Annotated in this window: 19 protein-coding genes; 7 read left to right on the top strand and 12 right to left on the bottom strand. The window is 72.4% G+C overall.

Annotated elements, in window-relative coordinates:
• Nucleotides 1-15: 15 nt before the first annotated feature.
• A complete protein-coding gene (locus tag PUR61_RS04845) occupies nt 16-858 on the bottom strand; it encodes a TIGR04222 domain-containing membrane protein (protein WP_329875956.1) in 843 nt (280 codons plus the stop codon).
• A gap of 200 nt (nt 859-1,058) precedes the next feature.
• On the opposite strand from PUR61_RS04845, the gene PUR61_RS04850 reads away from it, so the two are divergent.
• The gene (locus tag PUR61_RS04850) at nt 1,059-1,349 is read left to right on the top strand and encodes a DUF2695 domain-containing protein (protein WP_329875957.1); all 291 of its coding nucleotides are present in this window, start codon (nt 1,059-1,061) and stop codon (nt 1,347-1,349) included.
• A gap of 35 nt (nt 1,350-1,384) precedes the next feature.
• Here the strand turns inward: PUR61_RS04850 and PUR61_RS04855 are convergent, their stop codons facing one another.
• On the bottom strand, nt 1,385-2,365 hold the full coding sequence (locus tag PUR61_RS04855) for a quinone oxidoreductase family protein (protein WP_329875958.1): 981 nt from the start codon (nt 2,363-2,365) through the stop codon (nt 1,385-1,387).
• Between the two features lie 202 nt (nt 2,366-2,567).
• On the opposite strand from PUR61_RS04855, the gene PUR61_RS04860 reads away from it, so the two are divergent.
• Together PUR61_RS04860 and PUR61_RS04865 are read left to right on the top strand one after the other, a co-directional pair.
• Nucleotides 2,568-2,954: a winged helix-turn-helix transcriptional regulator gene (locus tag PUR61_RS04860; protein WP_329875959.1), complete on the top strand. Its 387-nt coding sequence runs from the start codon at nt 2,568-2,570 to the stop codon at nt 2,952-2,954.
• 233 nt (nt 2,955-3,187) lie between these two features.
• Nucleotides 3,188-3,619, top strand: a complete 432-nt coding sequence (locus tag PUR61_RS04865; RefSeq protein WP_329875960.1) for a hypothetical protein — start codon at nt 3,188-3,190, stop codon at nt 3,617-3,619.
• 34 nt (nt 3,620-3,653) lie between these two features.
• Here the strand turns inward: PUR61_RS04865 and PUR61_RS04870 are convergent, their stop codons facing one another.
• The 3 genes from PUR61_RS04870 to fdxA form a co-directional block, all read right to left on the bottom strand.
• Nucleotides 3,654-4,769 (bottom strand): YncE family protein, encoded by a 1,116-nt coding sequence (locus PUR61_RS04870; protein ID WP_329875961.1) that lies wholly within the window; start codon nt 4,767-4,769, stop codon nt 3,654-3,656.
• Between the two features lie 282 nt (nt 4,770-5,051).
• Complete coding sequence (locus PUR61_RS04875; protein WP_329875962.1) at nt 5,052-6,347, bottom strand: peptidoglycan-binding protein; 1,296 nt, start codon at nt 6,345-6,347, stop codon at nt 5,052-5,054.
• A gap of 970 nt (nt 6,348-7,317) precedes the next feature.
• Nucleotides 7,318-7,641: a ferredoxin gene (fdxA, locus tag PUR61_RS04880; RefSeq protein ID WP_329875963.1), complete on the bottom strand. Its 324-nt coding sequence runs from the start codon at nt 7,639-7,641 to the stop codon at nt 7,318-7,320.
• 96 nt (nt 7,642-7,737) lie between these two features.
• On the opposite strand from fdxA, the gene soxR reads away from it, so the two are divergent.
• Nucleotides 7,738-8,202, top strand: coding sequence for a redox-sensitive transcriptional activator SoxR (soxR, locus tag PUR61_RS04885; RefSeq protein WP_329875964.1), 465 nt, complete (start codon nt 7,738-7,740; stop codon nt 8,200-8,202).
• Between the two features lie 365 nt (nt 8,203-8,567).
• Here soxR and abc-f read toward each other — a convergent pair whose 3' ends face one another.
• Nucleotides 8,568-10,202 (bottom strand): ribosomal protection-like ABC-F family protein, encoded by a 1,635-nt coding sequence (abc-f, locus tag PUR61_RS04890; protein WP_329875965.1) that lies wholly within the window; start codon nt 10,200-10,202, stop codon nt 8,568-8,570.
• Between the two features lie 603 nt (nt 10,203-10,805).
• Here abc-f and ppnP point away from each other — a divergent pair.
• Nucleotides 10,806-11,090, top strand: a complete 285-nt coding sequence (gene ppnP, locus PUR61_RS04895) for a pyrimidine/purine nucleoside phosphorylase (RefSeq protein WP_329875966.1) — start codon at nt 10,806-10,808, stop codon at nt 11,088-11,090.
• A gap of 508 nt (nt 11,091-11,598) precedes the next feature.
• On the opposite strand, the gene PUR61_RS04900 is transcribed toward ppnP, so the two are convergent.
• Complete coding sequence (locus PUR61_RS04900; RefSeq protein ID WP_329875967.1) at nt 11,599-11,925, bottom strand: nuclear transport factor 2 family protein; 327 nt, start codon at nt 11,923-11,925, stop codon at nt 11,599-11,601.
• A 32-nt stretch (nt 11,926-11,957) separates the two neighbouring features.
• A complete protein-coding gene (locus PUR61_RS04905; protein WP_329875968.1) occupies nt 11,958-13,145 on the bottom strand; it encodes a M20 metallopeptidase family protein in 1,188 nt (395 codons plus the stop codon).
• A gap of 163 nt (nt 13,146-13,308) precedes the next feature.
• On the opposite strand from PUR61_RS04905, the gene PUR61_RS04910 reads away from it, so the two are divergent.
• Nucleotides 13,309-14,340 (top strand): Lrp/AsnC family transcriptional regulator, encoded by a 1,032-nt coding sequence (locus PUR61_RS04910; protein WP_329875969.1) that lies wholly within the window; start codon nt 13,309-13,311, stop codon nt 14,338-14,340.
• 945 nt (nt 14,341-15,285) lie between these two features.
• Here PUR61_RS04910 and PUR61_RS04915 read toward each other — a convergent pair.
• Both PUR61_RS04915 and PUR61_RS04920 read right to left on the bottom strand, forming a co-directional pair.
• Nucleotides 15,286-16,479, bottom strand: a complete 1,194-nt coding sequence (locus tag PUR61_RS04915; RefSeq protein WP_443034537.1) for a serine hydrolase domain-containing protein — start codon at nt 16,477-16,479, stop codon at nt 15,286-15,288.
• 172 nt (nt 16,480-16,651) lie between these two features.
• Entirely contained in the window at nt 16,652-17,032 is a 381-nt protein-coding gene (locus tag PUR61_RS04920) for a winged helix-turn-helix transcriptional regulator (RefSeq protein WP_329875970.1), read from the bottom strand.
• Between the two features lie 141 nt (nt 17,033-17,173).
• Between PUR61_RS04920 and PUR61_RS04925 the strand changes: the two genes are divergently transcribed.
• Nucleotides 17,174-17,581 (top strand): RidA family protein, encoded by a 408-nt coding sequence (locus PUR61_RS04925; protein ID WP_329875971.1) that lies wholly within the window; start codon nt 17,174-17,176, stop codon nt 17,579-17,581.
• Nucleotides 17,582-17,777: 196 nt separating this feature from the next.
• On the opposite strand, the gene PUR61_RS04930 is transcribed toward PUR61_RS04925, so the two are convergent.
• Both PUR61_RS04930 and PUR61_RS04935 read right to left on the bottom strand, forming a co-directional pair.
• Nucleotides 17,778-18,110 (bottom strand): hypothetical protein, encoded by a 333-nt coding sequence (locus PUR61_RS04930; RefSeq protein ID WP_329875972.1) that lies wholly within the window; start codon nt 18,108-18,110, stop codon nt 17,778-17,780.
• Nucleotides 18,111-18,225: 115 nt separating this feature from the next.
• Complete coding sequence (locus tag PUR61_RS04935) at nt 18,226-18,516, bottom strand: hypothetical protein (protein WP_329875974.1); 291 nt, start codon at nt 18,514-18,516, stop codon at nt 18,226-18,228.
• Nucleotides 18,517-18,647: the final 131 nt, after the last annotated feature.

An 18,647-nucleotide genomic window follows, 5' to 3' on the forward strand; every position in this document is an offset into this window, starting at 1 on the left:
GGGGCCGATGCGGTGTCAGAGGCCGCCGAGCCCCGGGGGGTCGTTGACGGGCGTTTCGGTACTGCGCGGACGGTCGGGCCAGTTGAGGGCCCCGGACAGGGGTCCGAGCCTGCCGCCGAAGCTGCCCCCCTGCACGCCGGCGGCAAGCAGCTCGGCGTCCTGCGGGGACAGGCGGTCGTTGGTACGGGGGATCCACGGCTGGTGGCGGGCGTAGTGGGCCTTCAGTGCGGCCCGCCCCTCCTCCGTCGTGCTGCAGAACCAGTAGTGACCCCTCACCTTCGGGCTGGCGGCCCTCCAGCCGGCCGCGAGGAGGACGGCCGTGGCGGCGAGCGGGATCAGGAACGTCCGACCGCCCTCGGCACCGGCCAGTCCGACGGCGGTCAGTCCCATGGCGATGCACGGCACCTGGATCCACACCAGCCGGTCGTGGCCGCGCGCCGCCGCCCGGGACCGCCCGGGGTGACGCACCAGCCCCTGGTCCCCCAGCCTGTTCCCGATCGCGAGGATGGCGCGGCTGCGCCCGAACCGGCCCATCCGCCGCCAGGTCCTGCGGCTCGGCGAGAGACCGATCACCTTGAGCACGTCGGCTTCGACCGCATCGCGCGGTACGGGGTCGGTGACGGTGAGGACCTTGTCCCGGACCTTCATCCGGCCGCCCAGGATCATCGCCGCGATCGCCACCTGGGCGACCCGCTTCTCGTAGAGGGACAGGAAGGCGACCTCGTAGAGCGTGAACTCGTCGTCGGGCGGGCGCGGACGCACCGGAGCGTCCAGGAAGACGCGGAGCGCCCGGCGGTAGCGGAGGGCGCAGAGCGCGGTCGACCCGTAGGCGACGACAAGCAGGACCCACCACGGCACGGCGCACCCCCGGCCCGCCCCATACCCCGCCCGGTGGCACCTGACACGGAGAAGGGTTGACCACCGCGTTCCCGTGACGTCCCCGCTCGCCCCGACGCCGGTCCCGACGCCGACCCTGACACGGACGTGCCGCGACGCCCGGGCGCGCCGACGCCCGTAGGACGGGGCATCGCCTCGTCGACGAGAAGCAGGGTGTGCGGATGTCCTCGGAACGGGATCGCCGGCGGATGCTGCGCGACGCCCACAAGGCGGAGCACAAGCGCGCGGAGCGGGACCTGCTCGGCCTCGACCGCGAACAACTCGACGATCTCCTCGACCACGTCGAGGAGCGCCTCGCGGACACCGACTGTGATCACACCCTGAGGCACTCCCGGGCCTGGGCCGACGCCTGGTCGGTGCCGTGGTCCGCGCCGGAAGCGGGCCTCCTGGCCAACGGTGCCGGCTGCGACTGCGAGGTGCTCGCGAACCTCGACCCGGACGAAAGGGTCTGATTCCGCTCCGCCGCCTCCGGACGGGCCGGTGCCGGTCAGGGCAGGAGGACGGCCTTGCCGGTGAGGGTGCCGGTCTGGATCGCGTGGTGGGCCTCGGCGGCCCCGTCGAGGGGGCGGACGAGCCCGAGGTGGGGGCGCAGACCGGCGGCGAGCGCGGCGACGGTCAGGGCACGGCGGGCCAGGGGATCGGCGGCCTGGCCGCCGTAGCCGACCAGGGCCACCCCTCGGTACATCAGATCGGCCGGAGTGATCTCGGGCCAGTCGCCGCCGACGGTGCCGTAGGCGACCAGGCGGCCGGTTCCGGGGTTGAGCAGGCCGAGGGCGGTGCGGGAATGGGAACCCCCGACGGTGTCGAGGACGACGTCGACGCCGGCGGGCCCTGCCGCGTCGGCGACGAGGCCCGGCCAGTCGGGATCCCTGGAGTCGATGACGTGGTCGGCGCCGCATTCGCGGGCGAGGGACTGCCTGGCGTCGCCGTGGGCGAGGGCAAGGATCCTGAAGGCTCCGGCGCCGCGCAGCAGTTGGAGCAGCAGATGGCCGACTCCGCCGCCCGCTCCCTCCACCAGGACGGTCTCCGTTCCCGTGAGGCGTGCGGCGGCGACCACGCCGACGGCGGTGCTGCCCGCCACCGCCAGGGCGACCGCGTCGGCGGGCCCCAGCCCTTCGGGGAGAGCGATCAGGTGGCCGGCGGGGACGCCGGCGTACTCGGCGTATCCGCCGCACCCCGCCGCCAGGACGGCGACGACCCGGCGGCCGACCAACGCGGGGTCGGCGTGCGCGCCGACCCCGACCACGGTGCCCGCGACCTCGCCGCCGGGCACGACGGGGAAGCGGGCAGGCGGGGCGTGGCCGATGCTGTGCAGCCTGCCGGAGCGCAGCCAGGTGTCGGCGAAGCTCACGCCCGCGGCGGCGACCCTGACCAGGGCATCGTCCGGTCCGGGGGACGGGTCGGGGAAGGCGCGGTCCACCTCCAGTACGTGGGCCGGACCGTGACGGTGGAAGACGACGGCGCGCATGCTGATCTCCTGATCTGCTGACGACAGGGGGGACGGGGCCATGCCCGCGACGGGGCAGCCCGGCAGTGATCGGCCGGATCGCGGACCGGCCTTGTCTGCCTCGATCCGATGCTGCTAGAACGGCGCGGATGAGGGAAGAACGCACTTTGCTGTCCGTTGCTCACACTCCTGTTCCTGCCCGCGCCCGGGACGTGCTGGAGGAGTGTCCGGCCCGCGAGGCGCTGGACCGCCTGGGGACAAGTGGACCCCGCTCGTCGTCGCGCTACTGGCGGACCGTCCGCGCCGGTACGGCGAGTTGAACCGCCTCCTGGAGGGGGTGTCGGCGCGCATGCTGACCCTGACGCTGCGGCGTCTGGAGCGGGACGGGTTGGTGCTTCGCCGGGTGACACCGACCATCCCGCCGCGTGTCGACTACGAACTCAGCTCGGCAGGAGAGGAGTTGTGCGAGGTTCTGGCCGCAGTGGCCCGGTGGGCCGACCGGCACGGCGGCGGCATCCGGCGCAGCCGCGCGGACTACGACGCCGGGCGCGTCGCCCGGCCGGCTCCGATCGGACCAGTGGGACGTGGGGCCGGGCATGCCGTCGACTGACGCCTCGACCGGCCGACGGCACCGCCGTCCCTCCTGAACCGGCTCCGTTGGCCCGCCCGGCGAACGTCCACCGCCTCCCGCGACCGTTCCGGCGTACCCGCACGGGGCCGCGGCCACGGGGACGGGCACCGGACCCCTGCCGGACCGCGTACCCGCTGCTCGCCGGGCACGGACCGTGCCTCTACGCTGGCGGCGGGCGCCGGCCCCGGCGCGCACAGACCCGGGGGGACCGCGTGATCCGAGTTCAGCAGCGCACCTACACCCTGATCGCGTGGCCGTGGAACGCCATGTCCTGGGCCCGGGTGCCCGAGGGGTTCGGGTTCACCCTGTACGACGTCGTCGACCCGACGGCGCGCGGCGTCGAGGTGCCCGGAACGGAGCAGGACGCCACCCGCTGGAAGGTGGCCCACGACGCCTACCAGGACCTGCTGCGCCACGCCGAGGACACCGTGCGCCACGCCCACGGCGTGCGCAGCAAGGCCGGCTTCATGGTGGACCGGCGCACGGTGCGCCTGCGCCGCTACGATCTGGTGCCCGGGCGCGGGGCCCGCTCCCGACGGCTGTTCGCCGAGTGCGGGACCCTGATGCGGGCGGCCGAGGCGGCCTACCGGCCGATCCTCGACGAGATCGAAGCCCGCCTCGCGGACGCTCCGGGCGCGGCCTGAGCCGCCGGCGCCCCGGCCACGGGCCGGGGTCCGGTCAGAGGCTGATGATCTGCAGGCCGGAGCCGGCGGTGAGGTAGAAGGTGTGGCCGTCGGGGCCGAGGGCCAGGCCCGTCACCCAGGTGAGGCCGGTGATGCCCTCGCCCGGGACGAGGGTGTTGGTCGCGGTGTCCAGGGCGAGGACCGAGGCCGCGCCGTCGGTGCCGGTGAGGTCCTGCTGGACGAGGTACAGCCGGATGCCGCCCGCGCCCACCGACGGGTTCTGCAACCACTGGCCCGGGGCGATGTCGAGGGTGGTGAGGGTGCCGGTGGCGAGGTCGACGGCGTATCCGGTGCCGCTGCTCCCCACGCCGTGGAGCCGCGTGCCGTCGGGGGAGAGGGCCAGGCTCGGTACGGCGCCGATCGGGGCGGCGACGGCCCCGGCCACGGCGGGGGTCGCGGTGCTCGTGTCCAGGTGGACCAGGTTCTCGTCGGTGGCGGCGTACGCGGCGGCGCCGCCCGGCAGGGTGACGATCGAGCCCAGGTAGCGGCCGGGCACCGGCACGGCGGTGGTGAAGTCCTGCTGCTGCGGGGAGAAGGACAGGATCCGGGCGCTCGGTTCGGCCGGGCGGTGGAAGCGGGCCGGCCCGTTCTGGCCGACGTAGACCCTGGCGCCGTCGGGGCTGACCGCCAGTGAGGTGAGGGCCCCGGGGAGGGTTCCCTCGGGCCGGGGCTGGTCCGGTACCGCCGTGCTGGAGACCACGGCGTCGGTGGCCGTGTCGATGGCGGCCAGGGTGGACAGCGGTGCCCTGCGGGCGGTCGAGAACAGGACGTAGACGCGCGAACCGTCGGGGCTGACCGCGACCGGGCCGGGACCGGCCCCGAGTCCGGTGGAGAGCGTCACCACGGCGGTGATCGCCCCGCTCTGGGTGTCGACGACCTTCACCTTGGCGCCGTCGATGCTGTCCTTCACCGCGACGTAGGCCTTGTGCCCGTCCGGGCCGACCGCCACCGAGGCGGGCGACGAGTCCAGTTCGACGGTCCGCGGGACACCCGGGACCGGCCCGTCGGACGGGCCCGTGTCGGCGCCGGCGGAGCCGGATCCGGTGAGCAGCAGCGCCCCCACGGCGGCCAGGGAACCCAGCCAACGAGCCTTCGAGGCAAGCGAGTTCATTCAACCCTCCCCTTCGGACACCGCGGGTCCCCGCAGTGGAAGGCAAACGCTACGGGACGAACTCGGTATGAGTGCAGAGTTGTTGATGCATCATCAGGCCAATTCGAGAGTGACACCGGTCCGGTCCGGTGCCTCCACCGGGAGCCGCGCCCACGGGGTGATCCGCCGCCGGCCCGTCGGCACAGCGGGACCGCGGTGCCCGTGGCCGGTCTCCGCACCGCGAGCGGCGCCCTGCCTCCGGGCGCGGGTCGCGTCCGGAGGCAGGGCGGCGAAGCGCGCCGGTCAGCCTCCCGCGGGGGAGATGATGGCGTAGGCGCCGCGGGCCGCCGGGGAGAAGTGGCGGCGGATCACCTGGTCGCTGGAGTTGCCCTCGATGGTGTCGACGGTGCCGTCGGCGTTGGCCTTCTCGATGATGCCGACGTGGACGCTCGTGCTGGTGTTCTGCGGACCGGTGCCGAAGACGATGGCGTCACCGGGCTGCGGGTTGCTCAGACCGCTGTGCAGGGTGCCGTGGTTGCGGCCGTAGTAGTAGAAGTCCCCGCTGAACGCGGTGCTGAAGTTGACGCCGGCCTGGCGCCAGGCCCAGCTGGTGAACAGGGCGCACCAGGCCACGCAGGGGCCGTACGGGTTGCAGTTGTTGCCCCACTCGTGGACGCCGAGCTGGGAGCGGGCCGCCTGGACGATCTTGTCGCGGACACTGCCGTCCAGCGGGGGAACGGTGGGGGTTCCGCCGCTCTCGCCGCCCGGGGTGCCGCCGCCGAGCTCGCGGGGGATCCCCATCGACGCCATGGTCTGCGGCCCGGCGATGCCGTCGGCCTCCAGGCCGTGGGCGCTCTGGTAGCTGCGCACCGCGTTGATGGTGGCGGGGCCGTAGTCGCCGTCGGCGGGCGTGTTCGCCTTGCCCTGCACCTGCTTCACCTTTGCGGTCAGAGCCGCGTTGGTCAGCGGCCCGGCGATGCCGTCGACCGAGAGGTCGTTGTCGCTCTGGAACGAGAGCACCGCGTTCTTGGTGGCGGGGCCGTAGACCCCGTCCACACCGCCCTCGCCCAGGTAGCCGAGACCGGTCAGGTTGCGCTGGAGCAGCCGGGTGTCGTTGCTGCTGCCGGTGCCGCTGGAGGTGATGCGGTCGATGTTCATCGCGCCCATGGTCTGCGGGCCGGCGATGCCGTCGGCCTCCAGGTGGCGGGAGCTCTGGTAGCTGCGCACCGCGTTGATGGTGGCGGGGCCGTAGTCGCCGTCGGCCGAGACGCCGGCCTTGGCCTGGACCTGCCTCACCTTGGCGAGCAGCGCGGTCATCGTGTTCGTCCCGGCGACGCCGTCCACGGACAGGCCGTTGTCGCGCTGGAAGTGCCGCACCGAGTCGGTGGTCTGGGAGCCGTAGACGCCGTCGACGCCGCTGAGCGGGGCGTAGCTGAGCCCAGCGAGGTCGCGCTGGAGCAGCCGGACGTCCACCGCGTGGGCCTGCCCCGCGGTGGGGCCGAGCAGGAGGCCGAAGAGGATCATTGCCAGGGCCAGCGCCGTCGAGGTGAGCCGGGCGCCGGGAGCCCGGGTGGGTGGGCGGAGGTTCGTTGCGGACATGGACTTGCCTCTCGTTCTCGTTCTCGTTCGCCCGGGAAGCCCGGGACGGGTGGGCGAGGACGTGACGGGTCCACCGGTCGGCGGCGTCACGTCCTGGGGCGGTTCGGGGCCGGCGCCGAGGGGCCACCGGCGGCCGGGCCGCTGAGGCGCTCTCGGCCGCCGGTGGTCCGGCCGTACGGCCCGAGGGCCGCGCCGTACGGGGCGCGGAACGGGCGCGTGCAGTGCCTTTCGGTTCGCCACGCGGGTTCGTCCGTACTGGTCGTCCGTACGGACGGGTGCCGGTGGCGTTCGTCCGGCCGTTTCCCGCCCGACGGCGCCAACTCTGACCCGGCGTGATCCACGGGTCGAGGGGCGTCCGGATCTTTGAGACTTCGCGGAACGTCTCAGGCCGTGGACCTGCCCAGTGAGACACCGTCAGATTTATCCTGAGACGCCTGAACGCCTTCGGGGGAAAAGGCTCTGATGATGCGTCAGGACTGACTGTCCCGAATCGACTCCTTTGCCCTCGGGCCGCCTGCGGAGCCCACCGCCCGTGCCCCGCCGCCCGCTTCCCGTCGCCCGCTTCCCGTTGGTCGGCGGCAATCCCGTCGCCCGCGCATCTGCGACGGCCTGCGGCGGGATCCGGCCTGACCACCGCAAGTGACTACCAGGATCGTCCGATCGCGGACTTCGCGAACGACCTGCCCGTCGCGCGGGCCGCATGTGTCCCGGCCCGGCCGAAGCGATCGACCACGGTGACGGTGACTGCCGCCGGGTCGCGCCCTGGCCGCGGCAGCGCGAGTACCTCGCGAAGCTCTCATCTCCGCCACCCCCCCCCGAGCCTCGGTGACTGCTTCAGCGATCTGAGCGAACCCCCGCCCCTTTGTGTGCGCAACAGGCCTGTCTGCGCGACTTCTCAAGCCGCCTCCCCGGGCTTCCCCAGCTCGGACGGAAGGGCGCCGGACCGCACACGGTGACCTCTCCCGGTCGGTCAGGCGGTGTCCTGGACCGGCAGCGCCGCCACCATCGGGTGGTCCTTCTTGATCAGGCCGAGCTTCGCGCTGCCACCGGGGGAGCCGAGGTCGGTGAAGAACTCGGCGTTCGCCGTGTTGAAGGGCTGCCACGGATCCGGGGTGTCGTCCTCGAAGTAGATCGCCTCGACCGGGCAGACCGGCTCGCAGGCACCACAGTCGATGCACTCGTCGGGTTGGACGTAGAGCATCCGCTCCCCCTCGTAGATGCAGTCGACGGGGCACTCGTCCAGGCATGCCTTGTCCTTGACGTCCACGCAGGGCAGGGCGATCACATAGGTCATCGGGGCTGCCGTCCTCTCCGGGTCGGTGCTGCTCGCCGCTCTGGCACGGCCGACCGTAGGGCCTCAAGTAAGCTTGAGGTCAAGAGGAGGCGATGCATGGCGACCCACCAGCCCGGCGACGCCAGGGCCACCCCCGACGACTGGTTGGGCATCGGCGAGGTCAGCGCGCGGACCGGGGCGGCAGTTTCCGCCCTGCGGTTCTACGAGGAACTCGGCCTGATCGCCTCCGAGCGCGACGAGCGCAACCAGCGCCGCTACCCCCGGCACATGCTGCGCCGCGTCGCGCTGATCTCCGTGGCGAAACGGATCGGCATCCCGCTGCAGGACCTTCAGGAGGCGTTCGCAGACGTGCCGCTCGACCGGCCGCCGAGCCATCACGAGTGGCAGCGCGCCTCGCGCGGCTGGAAGCGCCGCTTGGAGGAGCGCCGGCAGACCATCGAACGGCTGGAGGCCGAACTCACGGGGTGCATTGGCTGCGGCTGCCTCTCGATGAAGGCCTGCGCCCTGCTGAACCCCGGCGACGCACTCGCCGAGGACGGTGTCGGACCCCGACGTCTGTGAGGGGTTCCGGGTCGAGGTCCACTCCTGTCCTCCCCGCGCAGGCGGGGCCGGCTGTACCTGCCCGTCTCCACGCCCACGCAGGAGAACTCCTTCCGCGCGGCTCGTGACAGCACCACCTGAGACGGCCTCGACCACGGCGTGTACCCGCCTGCTTCCGGGCGCCACAAGGCTCACCGGAGTGACGTGGCGAGACGCGTGCTGAGTCACACCTGACCGGTCAGCCCTTCGACCAGTTGCACCGTCGGCATCCCCGGAGGGCGGCCGAGGATCCTCCTCGGCCGCCCGCCGGCCGCCGCCACCGGGTCGCCGTACCGCACCGGCGCAACCGCCCTGGCCGGCCCCGACCGGCCCGATACGTCGGCGGCTCACACCGCAGGGGCTCCCGTTTCCCGGAGTGCTCCGTCGGCGAGCCGCAGCCAGCGGTTGACCCCGATCTCGGCGAGGAACCGTTCGTCGTGGCTGACCACCAGGAAGGCGCCCCGGTACGAGTTGAGCGCGCTCTTGAGCTGGCCCGCGCTGACCAGGTCGAGGTTGTTGGTCGGCTCGTCGAGGAGCAGCAGGTGCGGGGCCGGCTCGGCGCACAACACGCAGGCCAGGGTGGCGCGCAGCCGCTCGCCGCCCGAGAGTACGCCGACCGGCAGGTGGGCCCGGGCGCCGCGGAACAGGAAGCGGGCGAGCAGGTTCATCCGGTCCGCCTCGGGCCGCTCGGGGGCGAACGCGGCGAAGTTCTCCGCCACCGTGCGGTCCAGGTCCAGCAGGTCAAGGCGCTGCGAGAGGTAGGCGATCCGGCCGTCGTTGCGCGTGATCCGGCCGTCGTCCGGGGCGAGGTCACCGATGACCAGCCGCAGCAGGGTGGACTTCCCCGCGCCGTTGGGGCCGGTCAGCGCGATGCGCTCGGGGCCGCGGACGTTCAGGTGGACACCGCCGTCGGCGAACACGGGCCGGCCGGCGTGGCGCACCTGCAACCCCTCGCCGAGGAAGAGGTTGCGCCCGGCGGGTACCTGGGTGTCAGGCAGGTCCAGGGAGAGACGTTGCTCCTCGCGCAGGGCACGCCCGGCCTCGTCGAGCCGGGCCTTGGCCTCGTTGACCCGGGAGGCGTGCATCTGCCCCGCCCGGCCCGCGGACTCCTGTGCGCCGCGCTTCATGGTGCCGGCGAAGATACGGGGCAGGCCGGCGTTGTTGAGGTTGCGGGCGGCGTTGCTCGCACGGCGGTCGGCGCGTTCGCGGGCCTGCTGCAACTCCCGCTTCTCCCGCTTCAGTTCCTGCTCGGCGTTGCGGACGTTCTTCTCGGCGACCTCGTGTTCGGCCCGCACCGCGTCCTCGTACGCGGTGAAGTTTCCGCCGTAGAAACGCAGTTCGCCGCTGCTGAGCTCGGCGATGTGGTTCATGCGATCGAGCAGCGCGCGGTCGTGGCTGACCAGCAGCAGGCAGCCGTTGAAGTCCGCCAGCACGTCGTAGAGCTTGTGCCGGGCCTCCGTGTCGAGGTTGTTGGTCGGCTCGTCGAGCAGCAACACGTCCGGGCGCCTGAGGAGTTGGGCGGCGAGGCCGAGGGAGACGATCTGGCCGCCGCTGAGCGTGCTCAGGCTGCGGTCCAGGGCGAGGTGAGCCAGGTCGAGCCGGTCGAGCTGGGCGCGGGTGCGCTCCTCGATGTCCCAGTCGTCGCCGATGACGGCGAAGTGCTGCTCGTCGACGTCGCCGGACTCCACCGCGTCGATGGCCTGGACGATGTCGGCGATGCCGAGTACCTCGGCGACCGTGAGGTCGGCGGTCAGGGGGAGACTCTGACGGAGGTGGCCGAGCTTGCCACTGACGGTCAACACGCCGGTCGCGGGCTGGAGTTCTCCGGCGATCAGCTTGAGCAGGGTGCTCTTTCCGGAGCCGTTGGGGGCGACCAGGCCGGTCCGCCCGGTGGGCAGGGTGAAGGACAGGTCGTGGAAGACCGGGGTGTCGTCCGGCCAGGCGAAGGAGACGTTCGAGCAGATGACGGCGGCGTCGGACATGGAAGTGACCTCGAAAGAGACTGAGGGCAGGACTGGGAGCTCTGCCCCGGGCAGATACGGGAAAGGGGCACGACGAAGAAGACCACCTCGGCTGCGGCGCTCCTGAAGCACCGGCCGGTGGCCGTCAGATCCGGATCTCACCCGGAGATGTCGTCGTCACCCGCCACGTCTGCCACTCCTCGATCACTCGGATTTCAGGTCGTACGCAGGCTAGCAGGTGTCGTTCGTCGTCTGCCGGTATTTCCAGCGGCCATTCCGTGTCGGCTCATTGGCAGGTGCGGAGTGCGATGCCGGCATGCCTTGACGGTGTTCACATCTGTGCGGAGGCCCACCACTGCGCCCGGCCGGAGAGGTGGCCGGCCCTCCGGGGCGCCTCCTGCTGGAACGCATTGACCACGACGGGACAGCCGAGACGGCGATCCCGCGCGAGCGGTCCCGGAGTCCGCAGCCGCCCATGGTGTCCTCGGGCTTCGTGGTCGGCGGAAGGCGGCAGCCGCGTTCTGCGTGGGGAAGGGCGGCCGCTACCCTTAGCCTTCCCTCACCAAGATCCGGCCCGCGACGCGCGGGCTGCCCTTGCCTGCCCTTTTTTCCGAGAGGACGCCCATGTTCAAGGTCAACGAATACTTCGACGGCACGGTCAAGTCGATCGCCTTCACCGCGGAGGAAGGACCGGCGACCGTCGGCGTCATGGCACCGGGTGAGTACGAGTTCGGCACCGCGAAGCGGGAGATCATGCACGTGGTCTCCGGCGCCCTCACCGTGAAGCTGCCCGGCTCCGAGCAGTGGGAGACCTTCAAGGCCGGTGACCGGTTCAACGTTCCGGCCGACAGCAGGTTCCAGGTCAAGGCCGCAGTCGCGACCGCCTACCTCTGCGAGTACCGCGACTGACGCCGAGACCGTTGCCGATGGGCGAGGGGCGCCGGAGGCCGGGAGCGCTCCAGCGCGGCCGACCCGGCCTCCAACCCTCGCTCCAGCACGCTCGCCCTCGCCCGCCCCCGTCTCCTGACCGCCGCACACCGGGCATCCGTGTGCCCGCCGCCGCAGTGCGTGAGGCCGCCCGGAATCCGGATGGGCCGGCGGGCCGGTACGGCGTAACCGCCGCCACGGGGGCTGGGGACGGTGGGCCGCGCCCGACCGGTCAGGCCGTGGATTCCCCACTCGTTGACCTCCACCTCCCGGGCAGCGGTGACAGGACGTCTCGCCGCCGCGCAATCTCCGCGACGGGTGGCACCTCCGTGATCTACCGACCGGCGGTTCTGCCGACCGGGCGTACGTCCGGCCGCCGGCTCGATTGCGCGGAGCCGGTGACCTTCTGGCCGGTCGGATCAGGTCGGGTTCGTGGGTGGGGTGGCCGGCGGGGGTGCTGCGCCGGGCCACCGGTGGGGGTCGATGCTGCTCAGTTGAGGAAGTCGACGCGGTCGATCAGGCCTCCGCGCACCCGGTAGGCCACCAGGACGCGGACCGGCCCGTCGGCCAGCCCGTGGGCGATCTCGTGGTCCACCACCCGGTCGCCTTCGACGAGCCGCCCCACGATCTCCGCCCGGCAGCGGCCCTCGGCGAACTGTCCGGCGTACTTGTCCCGCAGGGCCTGCCGGCCCCGCAGCCGGCTTCCGTCGGCCCGGTGGACCGTGACGTCCTCGGCGTAGGTGGCGACGAAGGCGTCGATGTCGTGGTTGTTGTAGGCGGCGAGCTGCTGCTCGACCACGTCGCGCGGGTCGGACATGTGCGTGATTGTTCCTTCCTGGGCGAACGGGTTCAGGCCGCGAGACGGCGGGTGGCGAGTTCGGCGTAGAGCGCGGCTCCGTCGGGGAGCACCGCGTCGTCGAACTCCGCGTAGGGCGAGTGGTTGAGCGGCAGGTCGGCGGGGTCGTCGATCCCCTTCGGGGCGGCGCCGAGCCACGCGAACGATCCCGGAACGGCGGCAAGTATCCGGGAGAAGTCCTCCGCCCCGGTCATCGGGTTCGCCATCGTCTGGAAGCGCTCCTCGCCGAAGACCTCCCGGACGGTGTCCGCCAGGAAGTCGGTCTCGGCTCCGTCGGTCACGGTCACCGGGTACTCGAAGCGGTGCTCGACCTCCGCCCGCAGACCGTGGGCGGCCGCGATGGACTCCACCAGCTCCACCACGACGTCGGCCACCTTCGACCGCGTTTCGGCGGAGAAGGTCCGCACGGTCGCCTCGAAGCGGGCGGTCTCGGGGATGATGTTGCGCTGGGTGCCGGCCCGGAGGAGCCCGACGGTGATCACCACCGGATCGAACACGTCGAAACGGCGGGTCACCATGGTCTGCAGGGCGGTGACCATCTCGCAGGCCGCCGGGATGGGGTCCTTGGCCCGATGCGGCGCCGAGCCGTGGCCGCCCGCACCGTGGACGGTGACGTTCAGCGCGTCGGAGGCGGCCAGGATCGGACCGCGCCGGGAGCTGAACTCCCCGTGCGGCAGGGCCGATGCCACGTGCAGGGCGTACGCGGCGACCGGGAGCCTGCCCGCCGCGTCCAGCACGCCCTCGGCCAGCATGGCTCCGGCGCCGTCCCAGCCCTCCTCACCGGGTTGGAACATGAAGACCACGTCGCCGTGGAGCTGCTCCCGCCGTGCCGCCAGAAGGTGTGCGGCGCCCGCGAGCATGGTGGTGTGCAGGTCGTGCCCGCAGGCGTGCATGGCGCCGTTGTCGGCGGCGAACGGCAGCGGGGCCTTCTCGGTGACCGGCAGACCGTCCATGTCGGCGCGCAACAGCACCGCCGGCCCCGGCCGTCCGCCGCGCAGCACCGCAGTGACCGAACTCAGTGAGGTGCCCAGGCTCACCTCCAGCGGCAGTCCGTCCAGGGCCCTCAGCACCCGCTCCTGGGTGCGGGGGAGGGCGAGGCCCAACTCGGGGAACCGGTGGAGGTCGTGGCGGAGCCGGACCAGGTCCGGGGCCAGACCGAGAGCATCGTCGTGCAGGGACACAGGTACCTCCATCGAGCCCGCGCGTGGCGGGAACTTGTGCAGAGCGATCTGCTCCGTGATTCTGGTTCTTTCGGCGGGAGTTTCCCGTCATTTCGCAGGATCACGCCACGAGAGGCCCTTCAATGCACGGATCCACCGGCAGTCGACGGTGACCCGCTCCGACGTGACCGCGGATGAGCTCGACCTCGCCCTGGTGAACGCGATGCAGCTGCGGCCCCGGGCCCCCTGGTCGCTGCTCGGCCAGACCCTCGGGATCAGTCCGGTCACCGCCGCCCGCCGCTGGCGCCGACTCTCGGAGGCCGGGATCGCCTGGGTCACCGCCTACGGACTGCCGCACCCCGAGGACCCCGGGTGCGTCGCCTACCTCGACCTCGACTGCGCTCCCGACCGGCTCGGCCAGATCGCCGACGACCTGGCCGAGGATCCGCACGTGATGAGCATCGACCATCTCTCCCAGGGCTGCGACCTCGTCGTCACCGCGGCCTTCACCGACCTGGCGGCGGTCTCCCGGTACACCGCCGAACGGCTCGGCCGCCTCCCCGGGGTCAACGCCGTCCGCACCCACCTGGCGACCGGCTTCTACGCCGAGGGGATCCGCTGGAGGCTGGACTCGTTGGACCCCGCCCAGCGGGTGGAAATGCATGACGATCACTCGACGGCCAACGGGCCACCACCCGCCGTCCGAGCCGAAGTCCGTCAGGAGGACCGAGAGTTGCTCATCAGACTGGGCGTCGACGGCCGCCTCGACCAAGCCGAGCTGGCCGCCGCCACCGGGCTCAGCCCGTCCACGCTGCGCCGCCGCCTCGACCGGCTGGCCGCCTCCGACGCGATCCGCTTCCGCTGTGAGATCGCCGCCCGCGACGCCGGCCGACCGGTCATGACGACCTTCCGGGCGGACCTTCCCCCGGACCGGCTCGACGAGGTCGGCCCCCAGCTCGCCAGACTCCCCGAGGTCCGGTTGTGCGTGTCCGTCGCCGGCGCGCACAACCTCGTCCTCTCCGTCTGGCAGCGCTCCCTCGCCGACGTCCAGCGGCTGGAGGCCGCACTCACCCGCCGGTTCCCCGACCTGCGGGTGGCAGATCGCCGGGTGTCGCTGCGTACCGTGAAACGGATGGGCCGGATCCTCGACGCGGACGGACGCGCGGTCCGCGCCGTTCCTATGGACATCTGGCGGGACCCGGTGCCGGTCCGCTGACGGTCTCGGCCGCCGCCTCGCAGGGCACTCCCGCGCTGGGGCGCACCCCCGTCGGGAGGGCCGTGACCTCGTTCGGAGCGGGCCACAGGGTGCCGCGGACGGCGGGGCCCGGCGATGCCAGAGTTATCGGGGCCGCCGACGTACCTGCCGGACGGCAGGCTGCGCGTGGGCCCCACCGCCGACAGTCGGCGGACGGCTGCTCTCCGACCTCCACGGGCAGGAGCCCCTCCCCGGAAGACTCACAGTCGAATTGACGCGCCGTCTCCGAACACCGGCGAGTAACGGCCGCGCAGCCCCGTTCGGCTGCCCCGGCGTACAACCGGGACTGCCCGCGCCTGCGGCGACCCACGGTCGGAGCCCCGCCGGCCCCAGCTCCGCAGTACCCGTGCCCAACCAGGCCGGTTCGGCCGCCCGCGAAGCGCCCACTGCCCAGACGGGCAGCGCCGGGGTTCCCCGGCCGGCCCGCGCGCGGGGGCGACATGGTCGAGGCGTCCTCGTCGAGCCGCGCGGGCCGACGAGGAGGAGGCATCGAGGCGTCCGATCAGAACAGGACGGCGAACGGAGCGGCCACCGCGAGCCCGATCAGGCCGACCCCGGCCGCCGTGGCCGGTGAGGCGAGTGAACTCGCAGGCCCAGCACATCCGTTGGTGATGCGGCGGCTCCTGCTCGGTCAGCTCGGCCACCACCGAGATGCCCCGCAGGTGCAGCCGACGTTCCCGCCACGCCGACCGCGCCGCGAACAGCACGACAGCACCGAACCCCGCGATCAGCCAGCCGCAGAACCACCCCAGGACCACCTGGACGACCCCGCCCTGGTCGCCCGCCGCGATCGAGAGCCCGACCGGGCACAGAAGGAACAGCACCAGCAGCTCACGCGCAGGTCCCCACCCGTGATCGGAACGATGGGTGGATGAGTAGCCGGTCACATGAGCCACGGGGCAGTTCCTAGTCGGCCAGCAGCGCGCACACGAAGTCCTCCTCTACGGCGCGCAGGTGGGCCAGCAGGTCCGGGTTGACCCGCTGGTTCACCTGGCTGGTGACGGAGACGGTGAGGCTGCGGCGCCCGTCCGGGGTGCCCGCGCCGAACTGCGTGTAGCCCGCGGTGTTGCCCGTGTGCCCGAGCACGACGCCGCAGCGGGTGGTGTACTCGAAGATCGCCAGCCCGGCACGGTTGGCGCCCGGGCCGGCCGGCTCGGAGGCGCCCTCGATGAAGGCCCGCTGCTGCTGCCGGGTCTCGTCGCTGATCAGCGGGCCGCCCGCGTACCCGGCCGCGAACGTGTTGAAGTCCCTCGGAGTGGACACCAGGCCGCCCGAGGCCCAGGCGCCCGAGGCGCCGAACTGCGTGCTGACGTCCTCCGGCGGGTCGGGCGGCTGGACGGCGTAGCCGTGCAGGTAGGGCTCGGGCAGCTCGTACCCGGAGGGGAGGCTGGTCTGCGTGAGCCCCAGCGGCCGGTAGACCTGGGAGGCCAGCAGGTCCTCGTAGCGCTGCCCGGTCGCGGCCTCGGCCATCAGGGCGACGGCGATGTTGTCGGAGTTGGAGTACTGGTAGCGGGAGCCGGGGGTGAACTCCAGGTCCTCGTCGGCGACGAAGTCCAGCAGGTGCTGGGAGTCGAACACGTGGTGCGGGTCGGCGATGATCAGGTCGACGAAGCCCTGCGCCATGCTGTAGTCCGGCAGCCCGCTGGTGTGGCGGAGCAGCTGACGCAGCGTCACCGCGCCCCAGTCGCCCGGCAGCGAGGGCAGCCGGTCGGCGATCGTGTCGTCCAGTCCGAGGAGCCCGCAGTCGACCAGGCGCAGCGCGGCCGCGCCGCTGAACGCCTTCGCCGCGCTGGCCAGCCGCATGTGGTCGGTGGAGCGGGGCGGGCGGCCGGTGCCGACCTCGGCGACTCCGGCCCGGAGCACCCGCACGTGCCCGTCCTCGCGCAGTACGGCGATGGCGCCGGGCGGGCCGTCCGGACGGTCGACCAGCTCTTGCAGGCGGGCCCGAAGCTCGCGGTCGTCGCCGCGGGGCTCCGCCGCGGCGGGAGCGGCCGGTGCCAGGGCCATCGAGGCGGCGAGCAGTGCGGTGACCGCGTGCCCTGGACGGCGGGTGGGCCGCGGTCGGGCGGTGAGCGGCGAACGGCGGGAGCGCAGTGGCACGGCGGGGCCTCCGGAGGGCGTCGCGGCGACGGGAACGCCCGCCGCTCTGGCCGGAGAGGGATCACCCGTTCGCGGGCCGGAGAAACGGTCGGGCCCCTGCCGTGACCCGCCCGGCCGAGTCGTACCGGCCGAGCGGCCGCAGGCCGCGCGACGGCGACCGGCAGGTCGCGCGTCAGCCGTCGGAGCGGTGCCGGGCGGCTTCGATGTGTCCGAGGTAGCGGTGGGTCCAGTCGCACAGCCCGTCGATCGTCACTCGCAGGGCCTGGCCCGGCTCGGTGAGGGTGTACTCGACCCGTGGCGGCACGACGGGGTGAACCGTCCGCTCGACCAGGCCGTTGCGCTCCAGCATGCGCAGGTTCTGGGTGAGCATCTTGTGACTGATCCCCTCGACCGTGTCCCGCAGCTCACCGAAGCGCAGGGTGCGCTCCCCGAGGGACTCGATGATCAGGAGCGCCCATTTGTTGGCGACGTCCGAGAAGATCTCCCGCGCCAGGGAGTCGGCCCGCCGCAGGTCTGCGTTGTCGGTCGAGCCCGTGAACTGCTTGGTCACCATGAGGTTCCTCAGTCACCGAAAAGTGCGTTCTTCCATGTCAGCGCACACTCTCCTACGGTTCCCAAGTAACCACAAGAGAGCGGACGCATCGTGGCTCGACGGCCTCGGACCGCGGGCGACCCTGGCGAGGGAGACAGCAGCATGGCCATCACCCTGGTGAACCCCGGTGGACTGCCGGAGATCGACGTCTACCGGCAGGTGTCGATCGCGACCGGCTCGAAGCTCGTCTTCGTCGCCGGACAGGTCGCGTGGGACGCCGACGGGGTCACGGTCGGCGACGGCGACCTCGCCGTTCAGGTCGAGCGGTGCTACCTCAACATCGGCACGGCCCTGGCCGGGGTCGGTGCTTCCTTCGACGACGTGGCGAAGCTGACGGTCTACGTCGTCGACTGGACCCCCGACAAGATGCCCCTGCTCCTGGAAGGGATCGCCCGGGCGGCCGCGAAGCTGGGCGTCACGCCCGTGCCGCCGGGCACGCTGCTGGGTGTCGCGGCGCTGGACGTCCCCGAGCATCTGGTCGAGATCGAGGCCACGGCCGTCATCGACTGATCGGGCGCTTCCGAACCGCCGGACGTGTGCGGATCGTTGTCGGGTGCGGAGCGGTCGAACGGGGCACCGGTCCCGGCGGCGGGGCGGGGGACCGGTACGGCGCGCCGCCCCGGCACCAGGCCCGGGAGCGGTCACGAACGCACGGCCGAGGGCGCGGAGGCGAGCCCGGCGGAGAACGCCTTCGGTGCCCGGCCTGCTACGGGACGGCGATCTGCTCGGTCCTGTTCGCCCCGATCACCTCGATTCCCCTGGTCCCCAGGATGCCGTCCAGCGGCAGGGAGACCGTGTACGGGGTGGTGGCGGGGAGCCCGATGCCGGGCAGCGAGCCGATGACCTCGATGCCCCAGTACTCCGGACGCTCGATGTAGACCAGCGGCGAGAGACGAACCGTCATGTTCACGTAGGGCATGACGCCGTTGACGACCAGGATGAAGGTGCCCGGAACGATCCCCGGGACGGCCTTCGCCTCGTCGAAGTCGATGATGCGCACGGACTCCGGCGTCGGCAGATCCGCGTAGTGCTTCACCATGGTCGGTCCTCTCGTCGCTGTGACGTCACCAGTCACTTCGTCGACGCAGACTAGTGGACAGTCGCCTACGAACCGTATGTCCAACACGCCCGCGCACCAGGCAGCGGAACGCGGCTCAGCCCGGCTGCGCGGCAGCCTCCTCCTCGGCGGCCTCGCGGACCATCTCCTCGTACCGCGCTTCGGCCTCCTCGCGGGTGTCGGCCTCCTCGACGTAGCGGGAGTACGGCCCGAACCGGGCGGCGCCGTAGACGATGACGCCCTGTCCGGCGTCGTAGCTGATCAGCTCGATCCACAGGTCGTCGGACACGTCCGTACGGAGCAGGGTGGTCTCGAACCCGTCGTTGAGGAGTTCCTCGACGTGCTCGTAGTGGGGGAAGTCATCGGGGTGGGCGAAGATCAGGCGCACGGGGTCTCTCGGGGGTCGGCGGTCGACGGCGCGCGCGGCCTCGCCCGGGGGGTGGGGACACGTGCAGGCCGGGAGTGCGGGCCGCGCTCCCGGTGCCACCGTAGTCACCCGCACCGACAGCACGTCGCATC

Source organism: Streptomyces sp. BE20, assembly GCF_036322525.1.
In the GTDB taxonomy this organism is placed as follows: Bacteria; Actinomycetota; Actinomycetes; order Streptomycetales; family Streptomycetaceae; genus Kitasatospora.

Coding starts and splice junctions, on each gene's coding strand:
- PUR61_RS04925 (WP_329875971.1), top strand. CDS start 17,174: ATGGCCATCACCCTGGTGAACCCCGGTGGACTGCCGGAGATCGACGTC.
- PUR61_RS04930 (WP_329875972.1), bottom strand. CDS start 18,110: ATGGTGAAGCACTACGCGGATCTGCCGACGCCGGAGTCCGTGCGCATC.
- fdxA (WP_329875963.1), bottom strand. CDS start 7,641: ATGACCTATGTGATCGCCCTGCCCTGCGTGGACGTCAAGGACAAGGCA.
- PUR61_RS04875 (WP_329875962.1), bottom strand. CDS start 6,347: ATGTCCGCAACGAACCTCCGCCCACCCACCCGGGCTCCCGGCGCCCGG.
- PUR61_RS04850 (WP_329875957.1), top strand. CDS start 1,059: ATGTCCTCGGAACGGGATCGCCGGCGGATGCTGCGCGACGCCCACAAG.
- PUR61_RS04855 (WP_329875958.1), bottom strand. CDS start 2,365: ATGCGCGCCGTCGTCTTCCACCGTCACGGTCCGGCCCACGTACTGGAG.
- abc-f (WP_329875965.1), bottom strand. CDS start 10,202: ATGTCCGACGCCGCCGTCATCTGCTCGAACGTCTCCTTCGCCTGGCCG.
- PUR61_RS04900 (WP_329875967.1), bottom strand. CDS start 11,925: ATGTCCGACCCGCGCGACGTGGTCGAGCAGCAGCTCGCCGCCTACAAC.
- PUR61_RS04870 (WP_329875961.1), bottom strand. CDS start 4,769: ATGAACTCGCTTGCCTCGAAGGCTCGTTGGCTGGGTTCCCTGGCCGCC.
- PUR61_RS04920 (WP_329875970.1), bottom strand. CDS start 17,032: ATGGTGACCAAGCAGTTCACGGGCTCGACCGACAACGCAGACCTGCGG.
- ppnP (WP_329875966.1), top strand. CDS start 10,806: ATGTTCAAGGTCAACGAATACTTCGACGGCACGGTCAAGTCGATCGCC.
- soxR (WP_329875964.1), top strand. CDS start 7,738: ATGGCGACCCACCAGCCCGGCGACGCCAGGGCCACCCCCGACGACTGG.